The organism is Candidatus Eisenbacteria bacterium (genome assembly GCA_016930695.1).
In the GTDB taxonomy this organism is placed as follows: domain Bacteria; phylum Orphanbacterota; class Orphanbacteria; order Orphanbacterales; family Orphanbacteraceae; genus JAFGGD01.
In genome coordinates, this window is record JAFGGD010000008.1 from 1 (window position 1) to 18,156 (window position 18,156).

At 66.0% G+C, this 18,156-nt stretch carries 17 protein-coding genes; 12 read left to right on the forward strand and 5 right to left on the reverse strand.

Features of this window, described 5'->3' with window-relative positions:
* The 7 genes from JW958_00830 to JW958_00860 all read left to right on the forward strand — a co-directional run.
* Window positions 1-254, forward strand: a 254-nt coding sequence (locus tag JW958_00830) for a hypothetical protein (protein MBN1824775.1), incomplete at its 5' end; no start/stop codon positions are given.
* A 154-nt stretch (window positions 255-408) separates the two neighbouring features.
* On the forward strand, window positions 409-1,251 hold the full coding sequence (locus JW958_00835; GenBank protein MBN1824776.1) for a protein-glutamate O-methyltransferase: 843 nt from the start codon (window positions 409-411) through the stop codon (window positions 1,249-1,251).
* On the forward strand, window positions 1,248-1,802 hold the full coding sequence (locus tag JW958_00840; GenBank protein MBN1824777.1) for a chemotaxis protein CheD: 555 nt from the start codon (window positions 1,248-1,250) through the stop codon (window positions 1,800-1,802). The genes JW958_00835 and JW958_00840 overlap by 4 nt, the downstream gene beginning before the upstream one ends.
* On the forward strand, window positions 1,799-2,668 hold the full coding sequence (locus tag JW958_00845; GenBank protein ID MBN1824778.1) for an HDOD domain-containing protein: 870 nt from the start codon (window positions 1,799-1,801) through the stop codon (window positions 2,666-2,668). Before JW958_00840 ends, JW958_00845 begins: the two co-directional genes overlap by 4 nt.
* The gene (locus tag JW958_00850) at window positions 2,665-3,066 is read left to right on the forward strand and encodes a response regulator (GenBank protein MBN1824779.1); all 402 of its coding nucleotides are present in this window, start codon (window positions 2,665-2,667) and stop codon (window positions 3,064-3,066) included. Before JW958_00845 ends, JW958_00850 begins: the two co-directional genes overlap by 4 nt.
* Window positions 3,056-3,529, forward strand: a complete 474-nt coding sequence (locus JW958_00855; GenBank protein ID MBN1824780.1) for a hypothetical protein — start codon at window positions 3,056-3,058, stop codon at window positions 3,527-3,529. The genes JW958_00850 and JW958_00855 overlap by 11 nt, the downstream gene beginning before the upstream one ends.
* A 22-nt stretch (window positions 3,530-3,551) precedes the next feature.
* Entirely contained in the window at window positions 3,552-4,601 is a 1,050-nt protein-coding gene (locus tag JW958_00860; GenBank protein MBN1824781.1) for a chemotaxis response regulator protein-glutamate methylesterase, read from the forward strand.
* Window positions 4,602-4,749: 148 nt separating this feature from the next.
* On the opposite strand, the gene JW958_00865 is transcribed toward JW958_00860, so the two are convergent.
* The gene (locus JW958_00865) at window positions 4,750-5,970 is read right to left on the reverse strand and encodes a methionine adenosyltransferase (protein MBN1824782.1); all 1,221 of its coding nucleotides are present in this window, start codon (window positions 5,968-5,970) and stop codon (window positions 4,750-4,752) included.
* 20 nt (window positions 5,971-5,990) lie between these two features.
* On the opposite strand from JW958_00865, the gene JW958_00870 reads away from it, so the two are divergent.
* On the forward strand, window positions 5,991-6,176 hold the full coding sequence (locus tag JW958_00870) for a hypothetical protein (protein MBN1824783.1): 186 nt from the start codon (window positions 5,991-5,993) through the stop codon (window positions 6,174-6,176).
* Window positions 6,177-6,283: 107 nt separating this feature from the next.
* Here the strand turns inward: JW958_00870 and JW958_00875 are convergent, their stop codons facing one another.
* The 3 genes from JW958_00875 to JW958_00885 all read right to left on the reverse strand — a co-directional run bounded on the left by JW958_00875 (window position 6,284) and on the right by JW958_00885 (window position 10,253).
* Window positions 6,284-6,958 (reverse strand): hypothetical protein, encoded by a 675-nt coding sequence (locus tag JW958_00875; GenBank protein ID MBN1824784.1) that lies wholly within the window; start codon window positions 6,956-6,958, stop codon window positions 6,284-6,286.
* A gap of 91 nt (window positions 6,959-7,049) precedes the next feature.
* Window positions 7,050-8,813 carry a ThiF family adenylyltransferase gene (locus tag JW958_00880; protein ID MBN1824785.1) on the reverse strand — a complete coding sequence of 588 codons (1,764 nt, stop codon included), beginning with the start codon at window positions 8,811-8,813 and terminating at the stop codon, window positions 7,050-7,052.
* Window positions 8,814-10,253 (reverse strand): aspartate ammonia-lyase, encoded by a 1,440-nt coding sequence (locus tag JW958_00885; GenBank protein MBN1824786.1) that lies wholly within the window; start codon window positions 10,251-10,253, stop codon window positions 8,814-8,816.
* A 292-nt stretch (window positions 10,254-10,545) separates the two neighbouring features.
* Here JW958_00885 and JW958_00890 point away from each other — a divergent pair, with 292 nt between their 5' ends.
* From JW958_00890 to JW958_00905, 4 genes are read left to right on the forward strand one after another with little or no spacing between them, the layout of a single operon-like run.
* The gene (locus JW958_00890; protein MBN1824787.1) at window positions 10,546-11,250 is read left to right on the forward strand and encodes a TetR/AcrR family transcriptional regulator; all 705 of its coding nucleotides are present in this window, start codon (window positions 10,546-10,548) and stop codon (window positions 11,248-11,250) included.
* The gene (locus tag JW958_00895) at window positions 11,247-12,683 is read left to right on the forward strand and encodes a TolC family protein (protein MBN1824788.1); all 1,437 of its coding nucleotides are present in this window, start codon (window positions 11,247-11,249) and stop codon (window positions 12,681-12,683) included. Before JW958_00890 ends, JW958_00895 begins: the two co-directional genes overlap by 4 nt.
* Before the next feature lie 6 nt (window positions 12,684-12,689).
* The gene (locus tag JW958_00900) at window positions 12,690-13,814 is read left to right on the forward strand and encodes an efflux RND transporter periplasmic adaptor subunit (GenBank protein ID MBN1824789.1); all 1,125 of its coding nucleotides are present in this window, start codon (window positions 12,690-12,692) and stop codon (window positions 13,812-13,814) included.
* Between the two features lie 12 nt (window positions 13,815-13,826).
* Window positions 13,827-16,928, forward strand: a complete 3,102-nt coding sequence (locus tag JW958_00905; GenBank protein MBN1824790.1) for an efflux RND transporter permease subunit — start codon at window positions 13,827-13,829, stop codon at window positions 16,926-16,928.
* Window positions 16,929-17,039: 111 nt separating this feature from the next.
* Here JW958_00905 and JW958_00910 read toward each other — a convergent pair whose 3' ends face one another.
* Window positions 17,040-18,038 (reverse strand): GNAT family N-acetyltransferase, encoded by a 999-nt coding sequence (locus JW958_00910; protein ID MBN1824791.1) that lies wholly within the window; start codon window positions 18,036-18,038, stop codon window positions 17,040-17,042.
* Window positions 18,039-18,156: the final 118 nt, after the last annotated feature.

An 18,156-nucleotide genomic window follows, 5' to 3' on the forward strand; every position in this document is an offset into this window, starting at 1 on the left:
AGGAGTCCTCGAGCGCGGCTCAGGAGCTGGCGGGCCAGTCGCAGGAGCTGGCGGCGATGGTCGGACGGTTCCAGCTGAACCGGCGCGCCAACGCGGCCGTTTCCTCGCCCGCGGAAACCGTGAAGAAGGCGTCGCCCCGTCCCAAGCGCGCCTCCCGGAAAATGACGAGCGAGCAGAAAGCGGCGGCGGGGATTCCGCTCACCGAAGAGGAGCTGATTCCTCTTCAAGGCGATCCCGATTTCGCCGACTTCTAGAAGAAGACGAAGGCGTGGGGCGGCGGGCGAACCGCTCGCCGCCCCGTCGCCGGTTCCTCCGCGCCCCGATCCGGGGCGCGGAAAAACGGGCGGCACGAACGGAGGGCGATGGCGGATCCCCACGGGATTCCCACCGCACCGGCGGAACGAAAGAATGGATCAGGCCCTATTCCGAAAGTTCTGCAAGCTCGCCCACGACAAGGCGGGCATCCATCTGAAAGAGGGGAAGGAATCGCTCGTGCAGGCGCGTGTGGCGAAGCGGCTCCGCGCCCTCGGGCTCGATCATCCCCGGGAATACCTCGAATACATGGAGAGGGACGAGAGCGGCGAGGAGCTGGTTCTCTTTCTCGACGTGATCTCCACCAACTTCACCAACTTCTTTCGCGAGCCCGATCATTTCGATGTGTTGGCCGAGGACGTGAAGCGCCTCGTCCTGGAAAAGGGGCGTCGCCGGATCCGTCTCTGGTCCGCCGCGTCCTCCAGCGGCGAGGAACCGTACACGATGGCGATCACCGTGCTGGAGGCCTTGGAGGGCGCTCCCGCGGACTTCCGAATCCTCGCCACCGATATCTCCACCCGGATGCTCGCGCGCGCCGAGGAGGGAGTGTACGCCGCGGGACGGCTCGAGGGTGTTCCGAAAGCCTTCCGGCACAAATACTTCGAGAGGATCGGCCGGCGGGGTTCGGAGGAGGAGTCCTACCGGATCCGGCCCGCGGTCCGCGAGCGGGTGGTGTTCCGGCGGCTCAATCTCGCCGATCCGCCCTTCCCGATGCAGGGGCCGCTGGACGTGGTCTTCTGCCGCAACGTGATGATTTATTTCGACCAACCGGTCCGACAACGGCTCGTCTCGGAAATCGAGCGGTTGCTCGCGCCGGGAGGTCTTTTATGCATCGGACATTCCGAGACGCTGAGCACGGTGAAGAATCACTTGAAGTATATCAGGTCTTCGGTTTTTCGGAATAGCGTGGATGCGGAGGTACTGCAGGGGGCTTCATGAACAGCGCAACAAAGGAAGCGACCGGACCGGTGTGTTCGGGGGAACACCGCGAGGAACAAGCATCGAAGAGCGCCAACCAGATCACGGTGGATATCTCCGACATCCAGGTCAGCGCGGATCCGGGCGCGGTGATCGTCACCTACGCGCTCGGCTCCTGCATCGCCGTGATGGTGCACGATCCGGTTCGCGGCGCGGGGGGCATGATTCACTACATGCTTCCCCTTTCCGCCACTTCGCCCGACAAGGCGAAGAGCAAGCCGGCCATGTTCGCCGACACGGGTATACCGTTGCTGTTCGAAAAAATGTACGAACTGGGTTGTCAGAAAAAAGACATGGTGGTCAAGGTGGCCGGCGGAGGCGCCCTTTACGACGACAAAGGGACCTTTAACATCGGCAAGAGGAACTACACGGTTCTCCGTAAGATGTTCTGGAAAAACGAGATCATCATCGCCGCCGAGGACGTGGGCGGGGCGAAGTCCCGCACGGTTCGGCTGCACGTGGGGTCCGGACGTGTCGTCGTACGTTCGCAGGGAAAGGAGGCGGACCTGTGATCGGGAAAGAAGAAATCCTGAAGCGGATCCAGAGCCTGCACACACTTCCCGCGTCCACGGCACGTTTGAGCGCGCTCGTCAACGATCCGAAGGCCGGGGCCTCGGACTTCGAGGCGGTGATCCGCCCCGATCCGGCGCTGACCGCAAACCTTCTTCGTATGGCCAACTCGGCCTATTTCGGTCTCTCCCGGGAGGTGACTTCGGTCCGGCAGGCCATCACCCTGCTCGGAATCAAGCGCGTCTACGAAGTGGCGTCCAGCGTCACCTTCTCGAGGATGCTCCCGGCGACCGTGCCGGGTTACGAGATCGACGCGACGCACTTCTGGCTCCACTGCGTCGGTGTCGCCGTCCTCGCGGAGCGTCTTGCCGAAGAGCTGGGACGGAAAGCGCCCGACCTCATCTTCACAGCCGGTCTGCTCCACGACATGGGCAAGCTGGCGATCGGATCGTTCCTCGTGGACGCTTCCGAGGAGGTCTTCGGTCGCGTGCTGGACGACAGCATCGATCTGGCGGCGGCGGAGAAAATCGTGCTCGGGATGGATCACGCCGATGTCGGCTCCGACCTCGCCGAGCATTGGAATCTGCCCGGTCCCGTTTCCTGGGCGGCGCGTTGGCACCACAATCCGGGCGAGGCTCCGGAGAATGTGGACCGAAACCTGGTGGATCTGGTGCATGTCGCCGACGGACTCGCTCACTCACTCGGCCTGGGCGCCGACCGTGGGGAGCTGGCGCGGACGATTCTCCCGAGCGCCATCGAACGCCTGGGGGTCAATGTCCGGAGGTTGGAATTCACGGCGAGCGAAACGATCGGTCAGATTTACGGGATGACCGAGCTCTTCTCGAAATGCGCAGGGGGAGTGGGATGAGTTACAGCATTCTCGTGGTGGACGATTCCCGGATCGTCCGCACGATGGTCAAGAAAACGATCTCCATGTCCGGAATGGACGTGCGGGAGATCTACGAGGCGGAAAACGGTAAACAGGCTCTCGATGTGCTCGGCAAGGAATGGGTGGATATCGTCTTCGCCGACCTGAACATGCCCGAGATGAGCGGCGTGGAGATGGTGGAGAAGATGTCCGAGGACAACCTGCTGGTCAGCATTCCCGTGGTGATCGTGTCCTCCGAGCACAGCGAGAAGCGGATCGAGGAACTGAAGGAGCGGGGCATCCGCGCCTATATTAAAAAACCTTTCCGCCCGGAGTGTTTCACGGACGTGGTCAAGGATGTCCTGGACGGCGTCGGCGGAGGTTCCGATGAAAGCTGAACTCTCTCTCGATACGTTGCGCGAGGTGACGGCGCGGGTGCTGGAGGAGGCATCCTTCGTCTTCACCGAACCGGTCGACGACGGCTCCTTCCCCGCCGGCGACGTGCTGGAGACCACCCTCGCCTTCGGCGGCCCGGACCCGGACCGAGACTCGGGACGGCTCGTGTTTGCCGCCACTCCCGCCTTCAGCATCGATCTCGCGGCGAATCTTCTCGGCATCGAGCCGGACGATCCCGACGCGGCGGACAAGGGGCGCGACGGCCTCAAGGAACTGCTGAACATGATCGGCGGCGTGCTGATGAGCGAGTGGTTCGGCGCCGACGCGATCTGTAGTCTCGGTATCCCCGACGCGGCCGTGGTGAGCCGTGAAGAGCACGAGGAGAGGCGCGCGCGCGCCTCTTGGAGCGGGGCTCTCATCACCGAAGAAGAGGCCAGGCTCGATCTGTCCGTTGAAGCCGACTGAGCCGCCCACGGAGGAGGACGACGTGGTCAAAGTCCTTATCGTCGACGACTCGGCGGTGGTCCGCCGGATCTTCGAGAGCGAGCTGTCCAAGGACCCGGAGATCGAGGTGGTGGGGACCGCGCCGGATCCCTTCGTCGCGCGGGACATGATCCTCGAAAAAAAGCCGGACGTAATCACCCTGGACATCGAGATGCCCCGGATGGACGGCATGACCTTTCTCCGAAAGTTGATGCGCCACCATCCGATCCCGGCCGTGATCGTCTCCTCCCTCACCGAGAGGGGGGGCGTGATGGCTCTGGAGGCCATCCAGGCCGGAGCGGTGGAGGTGCTCTGCAAGCCGGGCGCCGCCTACACCGTGGGCGACATGACGATGGAGCTGGCGGAGAAGCTGAAGGGAGCGGCGCGGGCGAACGTGCGCCGCATCGTGGAGGGAACCGGCGAGGGGAGCCACATGAAGGCGCTGCCCGCGCTGGCGAAGACCACCCACCAGATCCTCGCCATCGGCTCCTCCACGGGGGGCACGGTGGCGTTGGAGGCGATCCTGAAGAAGCTCCCCGCCAACCTCCCCGGCACGGTGGTCACGCAGCACATGCCGCAGCTCTTCACCAAATCCTTCGCGGACCGGCTGAACGGTCTCATGGATCTCAACGTCCGCGAGGCCGAGGACGGCGACTCGGTGGCGTCGGGCACGGTGCTGATCGCCCCCGGCAACAAACACATGTTGCTCCGCCGCTCCGGCGCCCGCTACTACGTGGAGGTCAAGGACGGCCCGCGCGTGAAGAACCAGCGTCCCTCGGTGGACGTGATGTTCCGTTCCGTTGCGCGCAACGCCGGGCGAAACGCTGTCGGCGTGATTCTGACCGGCATGGGGAACGACGGCGCCCAGGGCCTTCTCGAGATGAAGGAAGCGGGCGCGCGGACCATCGCCCAGAACGAGGTGAGCTGCGTCGTCTTCGGCATGCCCAAGGCGGCGATCGAGGCCGGCGCCGCGGACCGGGTGGAACACCTGGCCCGGATCCCCGAAGCGATCCTCGATCTCTTCGCGAACGAAAAGGCGCCCGCCGGGGCGTAGCCGATTCGGTGTTTTGCCGCCCCGAAGCCGCGCGACGGCTCCGGGGTTTTTTATGGGGATCGGGGCGTCTCGGAAGCGGTGATCGATGAAAAAAGGCGGTCCCCGCGGGGGCCGCCTTTTCATTCTTCGTCCGTTTGTGTAAGAACGCTCAGCGCTTTTCCGCCCCGGCGGAAGAGGGGACCGGCGCCCCCTCCCATGTGAAGCCGGGCCGGCCGAAATGTCCGTAGTTCACGGTGCTCTTGAAGATCGGCTGGAGCAGTCCGAGTTGATCGACGATCGCGCGCGGGGAGAAGTCGAACCCGCAGACGAAGTCCTCGGCCCTCTTCTCGTCGCCGGTGCCGAAGGTGTCCACCTTGACGGACACGGGCCGGTTTCCACCGATCGCGTAGGCGACCTGGATCTCCGCCCGATCCGCCAGCCCCTCCTCCACGACGCGACGCGCCACGTAGCGGCAGAAATAGGCGGCGCTCCGGTCCACCTTGGAGGGGTCCTTCCCGCTGAAGGCGCCTCCGCCGTGGCGGCCCATCCCGCCGTAGGTGTCGGCGATGATTTTCCGGCCCGTCAGCCCGCAGTCCGCCGAGGGACCTCCCTCCACGAAGCTGCCGCCCGGGTTGACGTGCACGGTCATGTCGTCGCGATGCCAATCGCCCAGCACGCGCGGGAGAAGCCCGTCCATGACGTACTCCTCGATCTTCGCCGGCGTCGCGGCGGCTTCGTGCTGCGTGGAGACCACCACCGTGGACAACCGCATCGGGGTGTTTCCATCATAGAGCACCGAGACCTGCGTCTTGCCGTCCGGCCGGAGGAAGGGGGCGCGGCCGCTCTTGCGGTCCTCCGCCAGCCCCTCCGAGAGGCGATGGGCGAGGTGGATCGGAAGGGGCATCAGCGTCTCCGTTTCGCGGGCGGCGAAACCGAACATGAGACCCTGGTCGCCGGCGCCCTGCTCGCCGCTCTCCTGGTCCACTTTGCGGGAGATCTCCGGCGACTGCTTGGAGAGGAAACGGTGGATCTCCACCGAGTCCGCGCAGAAGGGCTCGTCGGGACAGACATAGCCGACGGAGCGGATCGCGTCGCGGACCACCCGGTCCAGGTCGATTTTTCCGCGCGAAGTGATCTCGCCGCCCAGGACGACCGCGTTCCCTTTCGCCATCGTCTCACAGGCGACTCGGCTCTGCCGGTCCTGTTCCAGGTAAGCGTCCAGGATCGAGTCGCTGATCAAATCGCAGACCTTGTCCGGGTGCCCTTCGGTGATGGATTCCGAGGTGAAAACATACGCCATTCTGAGGTCCTCCAATATGCGAGCCCGGCGGGTCCCGTCGTTCCGCGGTTCCGCCGAGGCGGGGTACGCCGAGGGGCGGCGTTTACGCATGGAGCCCGAAGCTTCGCCCGATGACCGGTCGATGGGGTCCGAAACCGGACGGTGGGTCCGGTCCGGAGGTCCCGGTCCTCCTCCGGCGGGAAACGACCCGCGCCGGCGTGGCGGGACCCTCTTCCTGGCGGGACGACGATTACCTCGAAACGGTCCGATCGCTCGAAGCCGCATCGTTCCCGGTCGGGCTGGCCTGGGCACCGTGACGTCGCAGCCGGTTGCCGGGCGAGATCAAAAGGCCTTCTCGCCTCTCGGGATGCGATTCCATTCTATTCGGAATATCGGCCGATAGGCAAGGGATTCAAGGGTTTTTTCACTCGTTGGCGAGGATGGCCGCGGCTGTCCCCTCGGCGCCGGCGTGGCGCTCCAGCATCGCGGCGAAACGGCCCAGGATCTCCCGCAGCTCCTCCCGATCCGCGGTGGTTCGATCGGCGTAGACCGCGGCGATCACGCGGGTCGTCCCGGGGACCACCTTGGCGTCCATCGAGTCCTTCACCGGATTGCCGAGGGCCGGCCCTCCGGCGCGGGCGACGCAGACGAGACCGGTCAGGTCGATCTCCTGGCCCGCCGGGTTGAAGACATAGGACTCCTTCGCGCGGCCGAGACGGATCTCCAGACCGGAGGCCTCGCCGAGGGAGCGGTCGGCGTCGAGCACCGAGACGGGGAGCCCGGTGAAGAGGGAGATGTGATTGCCGATGTCGACCACGTTGGCGTGGAAGGGGAAGTCGTCGGCCGCGGCGCGCCCGGCCAGATATTCGCTGGCCGGTTTGTTTCGGCCGGCGGGACGGAAGCCGCCCCGGCGGAGCATGTTCCGGATCGCCCTTTTTCGCTCCGGCGGGGGGAACTCCTCCCCGCGGCGTCGCCGAACGAGCTCCTCCATCTCGCGGCGCAGGTCATCGCTTGATTCGCCTACGCGAATCCCTTCCGCCTCCACCAAGCCGATCAGAAGATCCGGGTCGTCGATCCGTAGTTCCACGAAAGTGCGCATGGCCGTTCCTCCGTCGCGGTTTCCGCCGTAGCCGCGGTCCGCGCCGATTCTATCGGGCGGCGGCGCCCCGGGCAAGCGGTGGACGCGATCGTCAGTAGCGGGGGAGTCCCGGGTCCGTCTCCTCGATCCACGCGAGTATCCCTCCCTCCAGGTTGACGATCCGCGGGAAACCGAGGCGGAGGAGGAGCATCGCCGCGCGGGCGGCCCGTATCCCCACGCGGCAGATACAGACGATCTCTGCGTCGCGGTCGAGTTCGGCGGTCCGCTCCGGCAACTCCTCGATGGGGAGGAGGCGGGAGCCTTCGATGCGGACGATGCGCGCCTCGGCGGGCCGCCGCACGTCGAGGAGGAGGATCGGATCGCCCCGGTCGAGCCGTCCGCGAAGTATTTGAGGCGTCATGGTTTCGATCGCGGGTAGCGATTCGCCGTTTTGCAGGGGCGGAAGGCCGGCGCGGGCGAGCATGGGGGCGAAAGCCCGGCGGTCCGCCCGTTCGAGGCAGGCCGCGTCCTCCTCGCCGGGGAAGCAGCCGGCGTCCCGGTAGAGGCTCCGGTCGAGGGCGCGGATCGATGGGCGCTCGCCGCAGAGCGGGCAGCCCGGGTCCCTCGGAACCTCGATGATCCGGAAGCGGGGACGGAGCAGATCGACGAGAAGGAGGCGGCCGGCGAGCGGATCCCCCGCGCCGAGCAACGTTTTGAGCGCTTCCGAAGCGAGGAGGGCGCCGACCACGCCGGGGAGCGGGGCGAAGACGCCCGCCATCGGCGGAGGCGCCGGAACGCCGGGAGGGGGTGGTTCCGGGTAGAGGCAACGGTAGCAGGGTCCTCCCCGGCTCGGGAAGAGGGAAACCTGGCCGCCGAAGCGATCCACGCTTCCGTGCGCCATCGGAAGGCCGAGGATTCCGCAGGCGTCGGCGAGAAGGTAACGACTCGGGAGGTTGTCGGTTCCGTCCACGACGAGATCGTACCCGCCGAGGATGTCGAGAGCGTTTTCCGGAAGGATCGGCCTCTCGTGTTCGATCACCTCCGTGTTCGGGTTGAGCGCCCGGAGCCTCTCCGCCGCGGAGGCCGTCTTCGGGCGGTCGATCCCCGGCGTGTCGTGGAGGATCTGGCGTTGCAGGTTGGTGAGGTCGACGGTGTCCGGATCGGCGACGCCGAGCCGGCCGACCCCCGCGGCGGCGAGGTAGAGGAGCGCCGGCGAACCGAGTCCGCCCGCGCCGACCACGAGAACCCGCGAGCGGCGGAGACGCGCCTGTCCCTCCGGGCCGATCTCGGGCAGGACCAGATGGCGCGCGTAGCGGGTTTTTTCTTCGCCGGTAAAGCGTTCTTCTTCCCGTTCCGGGGCGGCGCCGGCGATCGCGCCGAGAAACGCGGAAGGGGACGGGTCGAAGCGTGCCGCGCATGGAGGGGGCGCGTCGGCGTCCGTCGACTCGATCGGTTCCTCGTCGAAGCCTCCTTCGGGTCGCGGGAGCCAGGACCGGATCGAGCGGTCCGCGCCGATGATCAGTGTGGAGCGGCCGGGCCAGGCGCGGCGGCCGTCCGCGGCGGAGGGAAGGGCCGGGCTTTCCGGGTGGGAGTGATAGAAGCCGAGGATCGCGAGTCCGGCGCGGTCGGCGCGGAGGCGCTCTCTCCAGAACGCTTCCGCGGGAATCAGAAAGCGGCGCGCGGCGCGCGGCCCCTCCTCCCGGTTTCTCTCCGGCCGGATCGCGGCGACCGTGCGTCCGGACGGCCCCGTCCATCCGACCAGAAAACCGCAGCATTCCCTCGGATCGCTCCGCTCCGCTTCGCGGATGAGGGCGTCCCGGACGCGCTTCGGGAGAAGAAGGGGGCGCGCCCCTTCTTTCGGCGCGGAGGAACGCATCTAGATCAATCCGCCTTCGGTGAGGCGCCGGAGGTCGCCGAGCGCACGTTCCACTTCTTTCTCCGTGACCGGCCTTCCCCCTTCCCTGCGGGCGAGCGAGCCGGCGCGGGCCGCCTCCAGCGCCGCTTCCCGTACCGTCACGCCGCGGGCGGCGGCCTCCTTCACCAGCTCGGCGCCTCGGGAGTATCCGATCAGCGGATTCAGCGCGGTGACGACGATCGCGTTTCGGTCGAGCCATTGTGCGGCGCGCTCCCGGTCCGCCTCGATACCCCGAACGCACCGGTCGGTGAAGGCGCGCACCGCGCCGATCGTCACCTGCATCATTTCGAAGAGGTCGTGCGCAATCACCGGCATCATCACGTTCAGCTCGAGCTGGCCCGACTGAGAGGCGAGGGCGACGGCGCAATCCAGCCCTACGACATGAAACATCGCCATGTCGAGCATTTCCGCGAGGACCGGGTTCACCTTACCGGGCATGATGCTCGATCCGGGTTGCACCGCCGGAAGCCGGATCTCGGCGAGGCCGGTGGAAGGACCCGACGCGAGGAGCCGCAAATCGTTGGCGATCCGGATGAGCGTGAGCGCCAGGGTGCGGAGGGAGGCGGAGAAGTGGACGCCGTCCGCCATGGACTGCATCGACTCGAAGAGATCGTCGGAGCCCTCGAGATCCAGGCCGGTCCATTCGGCGAGGCGGGCGACCATCCTCTCGTGGTACTCGGCGTGGGCGTTCAAACCGGACCCCGCGGCGGTCCCTCCGATACCGATTCGCCGGAGAGATTCGGCGGCGGCGACGATCCGCGCGCCGTCCCGCTCCACCGCGCGCGCATAGGCGCCGAACTCCTGCCCCAGGCGGACCGGCACCGCGTCCTGCAGGTGGGTTCTCCCCGACTTCACCACGTCGTCGAACTCCTCCGCTTTCTCGCGGAGCGCCGCGGCGAGGTCGTTCCCCGCGCCGACCAGCTCCTCCAGCCGCAGCAGACAGCCGATGCGGATCGCCGCGGGGACCGTGTCGTTCGTCGATTGGGACATGTTGACGTGATCGTTCGGGTGGACCCGGTACTCGCCGAGGCCGGCGCCGAGGAGAAGGGCCGCCCGATTGGCGATCACCTCGTTCACATTCATGTTGTGGCTCGTGCCGGCGCCGGCTTGGAAGGGATCGACCACGAACTGATCGTCCCAGCGGCCTTCCATGACTTCCCGGGCGGCATGAGCGATCGCCTCGGCGCGCTCGCCGTCCAGGAGACCCAGGTCCCGATTGACCTCCGCCGCCGCCCCCTTGATCGCCGCCATGGACCGAATGAACGCAGGCCATGGACGGAGACCCGAGACGGGGAAGTTGCGGACCGCCCGGGCGGTCTGCGCTCCATAGAGCGCCCCGGCGGGCACCTCCACTTCGCCGAGAGAGTCCCTTTCGATGCGGAACTCCTTCTTTTCTTCCATATAGTGCCGCCTCCCCTTCGGAAAGGGACCAAGAGGATACATCCCGCCCAGCATACACGGAAAGGGGGCGGGAAAACATGATTTGTGGGGAGGCGGAAAGACGTTGTCATACATAGAGATAGAAAAACCAGTCAAGCGGGGCTCCGGGTTGAACGATAAATCATATTGTGAATGCAAATTCATATTGACAAACAGCATTCCACGGAGTAGTCTGTGAATATGAATTCACGGCACGGAACGGCGTTTCTCCCCTGAACGGCCGTTCCTTGCCTGTCGGAGAGAGGAGATCGAGATGGCCGGGTTCGGTTCCGAGGCGATGGAGATTCCGGCGGAAAGGTCCTCCGGCGACTCCGGCGGCGGCGGGGAGGAAGCCCGTCTCCCCCGCAAGGAGCGGGAGAAGGAGATGCACCGGCGGGATGTCTTCGCCGCGGCGGAGCGTCTCCTCGGGAAGAAGAGTTTCGGTGAGATCACCGTCCAGGAGATCGCCGCCGAGGCGGAGTTCAGCGTCGGCTACCTGTATAAGCTTTTTCCCGGGAAGGAAGAGATTTACGGCGATTTGATTCTGGGCAAGATGGAGGAGATCGGCGATCTGGTCCGCCGGCGCCTGGAGGGGGAAGGGACGGAGAGAGAAAAAGTCTCCGGCTTCATCCACGACATGTTCGGGTTTCTCGCGGAGAACCCGACCATCGCCATGAGCTACGTACGGGAGATGATGGTGCTGACCATGAATCATAAGGTGTACGGTCCCCGGATGCGGAAGCAGGACGAAAAGATGTTCGGGGACATGAACCGCATCTTCGAGCAGGCGATCCGCAAGGGGATTTTGTGCGACGAAGACCCGCAGTGGGTGACCCGCACCTTCGGGGCGCTCCTCTGGGGATTTATACATGAAGATATCTATCACGATCGGGTGGAAAAAGACTGGTCCGCCTATCCGGCTTTCGTGGAGAAGTACTTCTTTCGAGCATTCGCCCCCGATAAGGACGACGACAAGTGATGAAACAGTGTGGTCATAAAAGCGACGGAGCGGTTCCTTTCCGGGCCGCGGCGGCCGCCCCTCTTCTCTGCTTCTGCTTCCTGGCGGGTTCGGTCGTCGCGCCCGGTCCGGCCGTCTCCGCGGAACCGCTCCGCCTCACGGCGGACCGGGCGGTCGCCCTCGCGGTGGAAAGGAACGAGACGTTTCTCATGGCGCGGGAGGACGCGAGCAAGGCGGCGGGAGTCGTCAAGGAGGCGTGGGCGGGCGCGTTACCGAACCTCTCCGTGGAAGGAACCTATCAGAACAACTTCCAGCTCCCCGCTTTCTTCGCGCCCGAGGAGTTCGGCGGCGGGAAACTGGAGATCGGGTCCGATCTCGAGGTGGAAGGACGGCTTCGTCTCGACCAGGTTCTCTATGCTTTCGGCCGGGTCGGGAACGCGATCCGCTACGCCGAGGTCTACGAGAGGATCGCCGGGCTCGGCGTGGAGCGGGCGCGGGCGGCGGTGGTCCTGGAGGCGCGAAGCGCGTATTACGGCGTGCTCCTCGCGCGGGAGGTCCTTTCGATACGAGAACGATCCTTGGAGCAGGCGAAGTCGCAGCTGGAGGAGACGAGGCGCAAACACGATCAGGGGACGGCATCCCGTTTCGATCTGTTGCGGACCGAGGTGGAGGTGAAGAACCGCCTGCCGGAGAGGATCGCCGCCGAAAACGACCTCGCCCTGGCGATGCAGGACCTGAAGAGGGTCGTCGGCTTGGACGGCGATCCGGACCCGATCCTGACGGACACGCTTTTCTATCGTCCTTTCGCGATCGGCGAGGAAGAGGCGGTGCGGGACGCACTCGCCCGGCGGCCGGAGATTCTGGCGCTGGAGAAGAACGTGGAGGGGCAGCGGCGCGTTCTCTCGATCCGGAAGGCGGAGAGGCTCCCCATCCTCGGCCTCTACGGGCAAATCGCCCTGCAGGGTCAGGCGGATCGTTGGGACGTCATCGAGCCGTTCGACGAGAACCACCGCGCCGTCTCGAGCGCCGCGGGGATCGCCGTCTCCATGCCGATCTTCGACGGCTTCCGCACCAAGGGGAAGGTCATGCAGGCCCGCGCCGACTTGCGGCGCGCCGAATATGAACTGGAAGGAGCGCGGAAGGCGGTTCGGCTCGAAACGACCAAGGCGGTCAAGGACCTGGAGTCGCTCCGTAAGTCGTGGGAGGCCGAGACCGCCACGGTCGGGCTCGCCGAGGAGGCGTACCGGATCGCCGAGACACGCTTCCGGAACGGTCTCTCGACGCGCCTGGAACTGGCCGACGCGGAAACCGCCCTCGACGCGGCCCGCACGAACTACGCGAAAACCCTTTACGATTACGACGTGGCGCTCGCCCGGCTGGAGAAGACGATCGGCCGCTCTCTCGAGGAGGGCGACGGATCGACCGCCGGGGACGGGCGCGCGGAGCGGGAGTAGACGATCATGAGTCGAGGAGCACGCATCGGCATCTGGATCGCGATCGGAGCGGCGATCGCCGTCCTCTTCGCAATCACCGCCGCGCGCAGGCTGGAAAAGAAGGAGACGCAGAGCATCCAGGCGATTCAGCAGGCGGAGGGAATCCCGGTCGACGTCGTGGAGGCCCGCGTGATTCCGGTGGAGGACTGGCGCGTCTTCACCGGCGCGGCGGAGGGCTTCGATCAGACCGATCTGGTCGCCGATTTCCGCACCCGCGTGAGCGCCGTCCACGTCCAAACGGGCGACGTGGTTCCCCGCGGAAAGGTGATCGTCTCGTTGGACCGTTTCGACCCCGGCCGCGCGGAGATGAACATGGAGACCACCCGAAGCGCCTATGAAACGGCGCGCATCGACAGCGGCCGGATGGAGGAGCTGTTCCGCGCCGGGGCGATCTCCAAGCAGCAATTGGATCATACCCGAAGCGCCTGCGACGCGGCGCGCATCGCCTGGATCTCCGCTCGCCGGGCCGTGGAGCTGGACACGCCGATCGCCGGCGTGGTCACCGCGATCCACATGGAGCCGGGCGAGTACGCCGCCGCCGGCCAGGTGCTCGCCACCATATCTTCCTACGACCGGATACGGATTCCGTTGGAGTTGTCCGAATCGGAACGTGCCCTCGTCGAGAAGGGCCGGCCGGTTCGACTCTTTCTGAAGGGCTCGGCGGACGGCGGGCGGGAGACGCGACTCGATGGAGAGGTCGTCAAGGCGGCGATCAGCGCCGACCCGCGCACCCGTCTCTACCGCGTGGAGGTGGAGATCCGGAACCCGGACCATCTCCTGAAGCCGGGCGCCCTCGTTTCGCCGGAAATTCTCGTCGATTCCTCGAAAGACCTCCCGGTGGTTCCCGCGATCGCCCTTCTCCGGCACGATCACGCGGCGCGCCTCTTCGTCCTCGCCGGTACGGGCGAGGATCCGCGCGCCGAACTGCGCGATGTCCGCCGGGGGGCGTCGAACGGCGATCTCGTCGCGATCGCCGAGGGGCTCCGTCCGGGCGAACGGGTGGTCGTCGCCGGGCAGACCAAGCTCGGGGACGGCGTGAAGGCGGCGATTCACGCGGACCGGACCGAGGCTTACCTCGGCGCGGAACGATAGGGGGTCCGCCCGATGAACATCGCCTCCTTTTCCGTCAAACGCCCGGTCTTCACGACCATGCTCACGCTGGGGCTTGTGGTGCTCGGCGCGTACTCCTACAACCTTCTCTCCGTCGAACTCTTCCCCAACACCGACTTCCCTTTCGTGCTCGTCACCACGATCTACCCCGGCGCGGGTCCGGAGGAGGTGGAGACCCAACTCACGCAGAAGATCGAGGACGAGGTGAGCACCCTCGCCGACATCGATCTCCTGGAGTCGATCTCACGGGAAGGGGTGTCGCTCGTCGTCATGCGTTTCCGTTTGGAGGCGAGCGGCGACGAGGCGGCGAACGACGTGCGCGCCAAAGTGGACGGCATTCTGAACGATCTGCCCAACGGGGCGGAGAAGCCGGTCGTCGAGAAGTTCGAGGTCGGAGCGGCGCCGATCATCTCCCTGGCCGTCACGAGCGACCTCGGCGTGAACGCCACCTATAAGGTGGTGGACGAGACGATGCGGGATCGTCTCTCCCAGGTGAGCGGCGTCGCCACCATCGATATCTTCGGCGGCCAGGAGCGCGAGATCCGCGTCGAGGTGGACCGGCGGAAGCTGGAGCGCTACGAGATCTCCATCGGAACGGTGACCGCCCTCATCGCCGCCGAGAACGTGAACATCCCCGGCGGCCGCGTCATCGAGCGCGACCGGGAGTACACCATCCGGACCCTCGGCGAGTTCGAGAGCGTGGACGAAATCGGCCGAATCCGAATTCCTCTCGCGGCGGGAGGCACGATCCGCTTGGGCGAGATCGCCCGGATCCGGGACACATACGAGGAGGCCCGCTCCGTCGCCCGTTTCCGGAGCAGTCCGGCCGTGCAGGTGGACGTGATCAAGCGCTCCGGCGCGAACACCATCGGCGCCGCCCTCGGCGTTTACGACGCGGTGCGGGACCTGCGGGCGGAACTCCCCCCGGGGTTCGTCATCGAGTACGCCTCGGACGATTCCCGGTTCATCCAGGAGTCGGTGCGGGACGTGACGACCAACATCCTGATCGGCATTCTCCTCACCGCGCTCCTTCTCTGGGTGTTTCTCCGGAACGTGCGCGCCACGCTGATCGTGGCGGTGGTGATGCCCGCGACGATCATCTCCACCTTCCTTCTGATGCAGATCGCCGGGTTCAGCCTGAACGTGGTTTCCCTTCTCGCGCTCGGCGTCTCGGTCGGCATATTGGTCACCAACGCCATCGTGGTGTTGGAGAACGTGATCCGCCATCTACGGAAGGGGAAGGATCCCAAGCAGGCGGCGGTGGACGGGACGAACCAGGTCGCCTTGGCGGTGCTCGCCTCGGTGGCGACCAACGTGGTCGTCTTCGTCCCGATCGCCTTCATGCAGGGAATCATCGGCAGGATCTTCATCCAGTTCGGCCTCACCGTCGTCTTCGCCACCTTCTTCTCGCTTCTCATCTCCTTCACGCTGACGCCGATGCTCTGCGCTTTCTTCCTGAAGCGCACCGGCCGGATGGACGCGGGGGAGGCGGGCGAGGAAGATCACGGTGGAGACGCGGGCGCCGCCGCGGTGAACGGTACGCACTATTTGGATCGCCGGATCAGCCGTCTCTCGGTCTCCTATCGTTCTCTTCTCGACTGGAGTCTCCGGCGCGTTCGGAACCGGGTGATCCTCTCCGTCGCGGCGCTCCTTTTCCTCGCCTTGAGCTTCTTCCTCCTCGGGATCTCCGGCGGCGAGTTCATGCCCGAAATGGATCAGGGGTACATGAACGTGGAGATCGAGCTACCGGCGGGTTCCTCGCTTGAGAAAACGGAAGAGATCGTCGCCGAGGCGGAGGAGATCATCCGCGCCCTCCCTGAGGTGGTCTCGGTGATCAGCACCATCGGCGGAAGCGATCGCGGTGTCGATGAAGCGATTCTGAAAGCGAAGTTGGCCGACAAGTCGGACCGGGACAGGATGGTGGACGAGCTGGTGAACGCCCTCCGCCCTCTTCTCGCCGGGCTTCCCGGCGCGGAGGTGGTCGTCGCGGGGTCGGCGAGTGAAACCGGCCGTGTGGAGTCGGACGCGGAGATCGAGGTGATGGGGGACGAGACCGACAAGCTCCGCATGTACGCCGAGCGGGTGCGGAAGATCGTGGCCGCCGCTCCCGGCGCGGTGGACGTGAAGAGCAGCTGGAGGGAAGGGGGGGAGGAGCTCCTCTTCATCCCGGATCGGGAGGAGATCGCCCGGCGGGGGCTCACCACCGGCCGGATCGCCATGTTTCTCCGCAACTCCTTCGAAGGGAACGACGAGGCGGTGTTCCGGGAGAGAGGAGAGGAATACGCGATCCGCGTGCATTTCGACGAGGAAACGCGGAACGATCCGGCGACCCTCGAGGAAATCCGCATCCCCACCGGCGGAGGCGAAGTGCCTCTCGTCCAGCTCGGCCGGATCGAGCGCCGGACCGGTCAGGCGGAGATTCTGCACCGGGACCGGCAGAAACGGATCACCATTTCCGCGAATTTGGCGGAGGGGACGATCTCCGATTTGGTTCGTACGACCCGGCCGCAATTCGAGGCCATGAATCTGCCGCCCGGTTACAAGATCGTGTTCGGCGGGATGTACGAATTCCAGGAGGAGTCCTTCTCCGCTCTTTTTTCCGCGATGATTCTGGCGATCGTCCTGACCTACGTGGTCCTCGCCATGATCCTCGAGTCCTTCGCCCACCCGATCACGGTCATGCTCACGCTGCCGCTCGGTCTGGTGGGCGCTTCCTTCGGGATCTTTTTCGGTGGCCAGTCGATCAACATTTTCAGCCTGATGGCGATGGTGATGCTGATCGGGATCGTGGTGAACAACGCGATTCTCCTGATCGACTACGTGAAACAGTTGCGTGGAAGGGGGCTCGGCCTGCACGAGGCGATCCTGGAGGGGTGCCCGGTCAGGCTTCGGGCGGTGATCATGACCAACCTGGCGACCGCCATCGGTATGATCCCCCAAGCGCTCGGCACGGGACAGGGATCGGAGATCCGCGTCGCCATGGCGCTGACGACGATCGGCGGCGTGCTGGTAAGCGCCCTCTTCACGCTCATCCTGATTCCTTCGCTCTATGCGGCGTTCGAGGAGCTGATCGCGCGGGCCCGGAAACGGGTATAGGCGCCGACGAACGCCGCGCCAAGACGCGACCGGGCCCGGGAACGATCCCGGGCCCGGTTCTGTCTCGGTCTACGGACAATCGTGTCGCGTCGTCGAATTCCCCGCAAGGATTCAGCGTCCGAAGCGTCCGCGGGCGCGGAAGAGGGCGCGGACGAGGGGGGAGCGGAAGCGCCTGGTCTCCCAGTAGGGGACGAGGTCGCCGCCGAAGCCGGACTTGAAACCGGCGATGGTGGGCGTGTTGGCGCCCATCATGTCGAGGAATTCGCGGTCCGCCCGCAGGTCCTCGATCTCCTTCCAGTAGAGGAGCGGAGTGGCTCCATCGGAAAGGCGCGCCGTGTCCGCCCCCGCCACCCAGTCGTAGGCGCGTTCCCCGTCGACGAGGGCGATCCGGAAAGCGAGAGGTTCGCCCCGTTCGTCTTCGGCGAGGTAGCCGCGGGCGATCCCCTCTCGGCGGAGCCCGTCGAACCAGGCGAGGAGGCGCTCCGGCGGGATCGGAGGCGAGGCGCCGTGCTTTTCATAGCTGTCGGCGTAGAAGCGGATCGCCCCCGACAGGTCTTCCGCGCGGCGCGCCCGGATCCCCGCTTTTTCCGCCTTGCGGATTTTGTTTCGCAGGCTGCTCTTCAAACCGGACCAGAGATCGCCGTCCGCGCGGAGGGGGAGGAGGTAGGTGTAGCGGGGGATGGACTCCCACCCGTTCCAGACGAAGGGGCGAAGATCGGGCGTGGACGGATGATGAACCGTCCAGGAGAGGGCGAACCGGAGTCGCAGCGCGCTTTCCAGGACGGAGGCGCGGCGGAGCGTGTCCTCGGTTCCCTCGCAGGCTTTCTCGCTCTCGGGATCGGCGAGGACCATCCCGGCGTAGGCCGTGAGCGGCGGCGGGAGGAAGAGATCGAGGCCCGCCCGGCGTGTCGTCGCTCCGGCGCAGCCGCCGACCAAGACGCCGTTCTTGCGGCACCCGATTACGAGCCAATCCTTGCCGAGCGTCTCCCCCAAGATCCGGAACCATCGACCGGTGTTGAAGAGGGTCCCACCGGAGGCGTGACCCACGAGCCTGTCCCAGCCGTCGAGATCGCTTCGATCCAGGATCTCCGCTTCGTATCGGTCCGCCACGGTATCTCCTTTCCCGGAAAGCGGATCCGCCGGCGTCCGGCGCATCGGGAGTATAGCGTTTCGCGCGTCGGTTGGGGAGAAGAATGTGTCGCGCCACGCCCACTGGCCGGGCATCTCT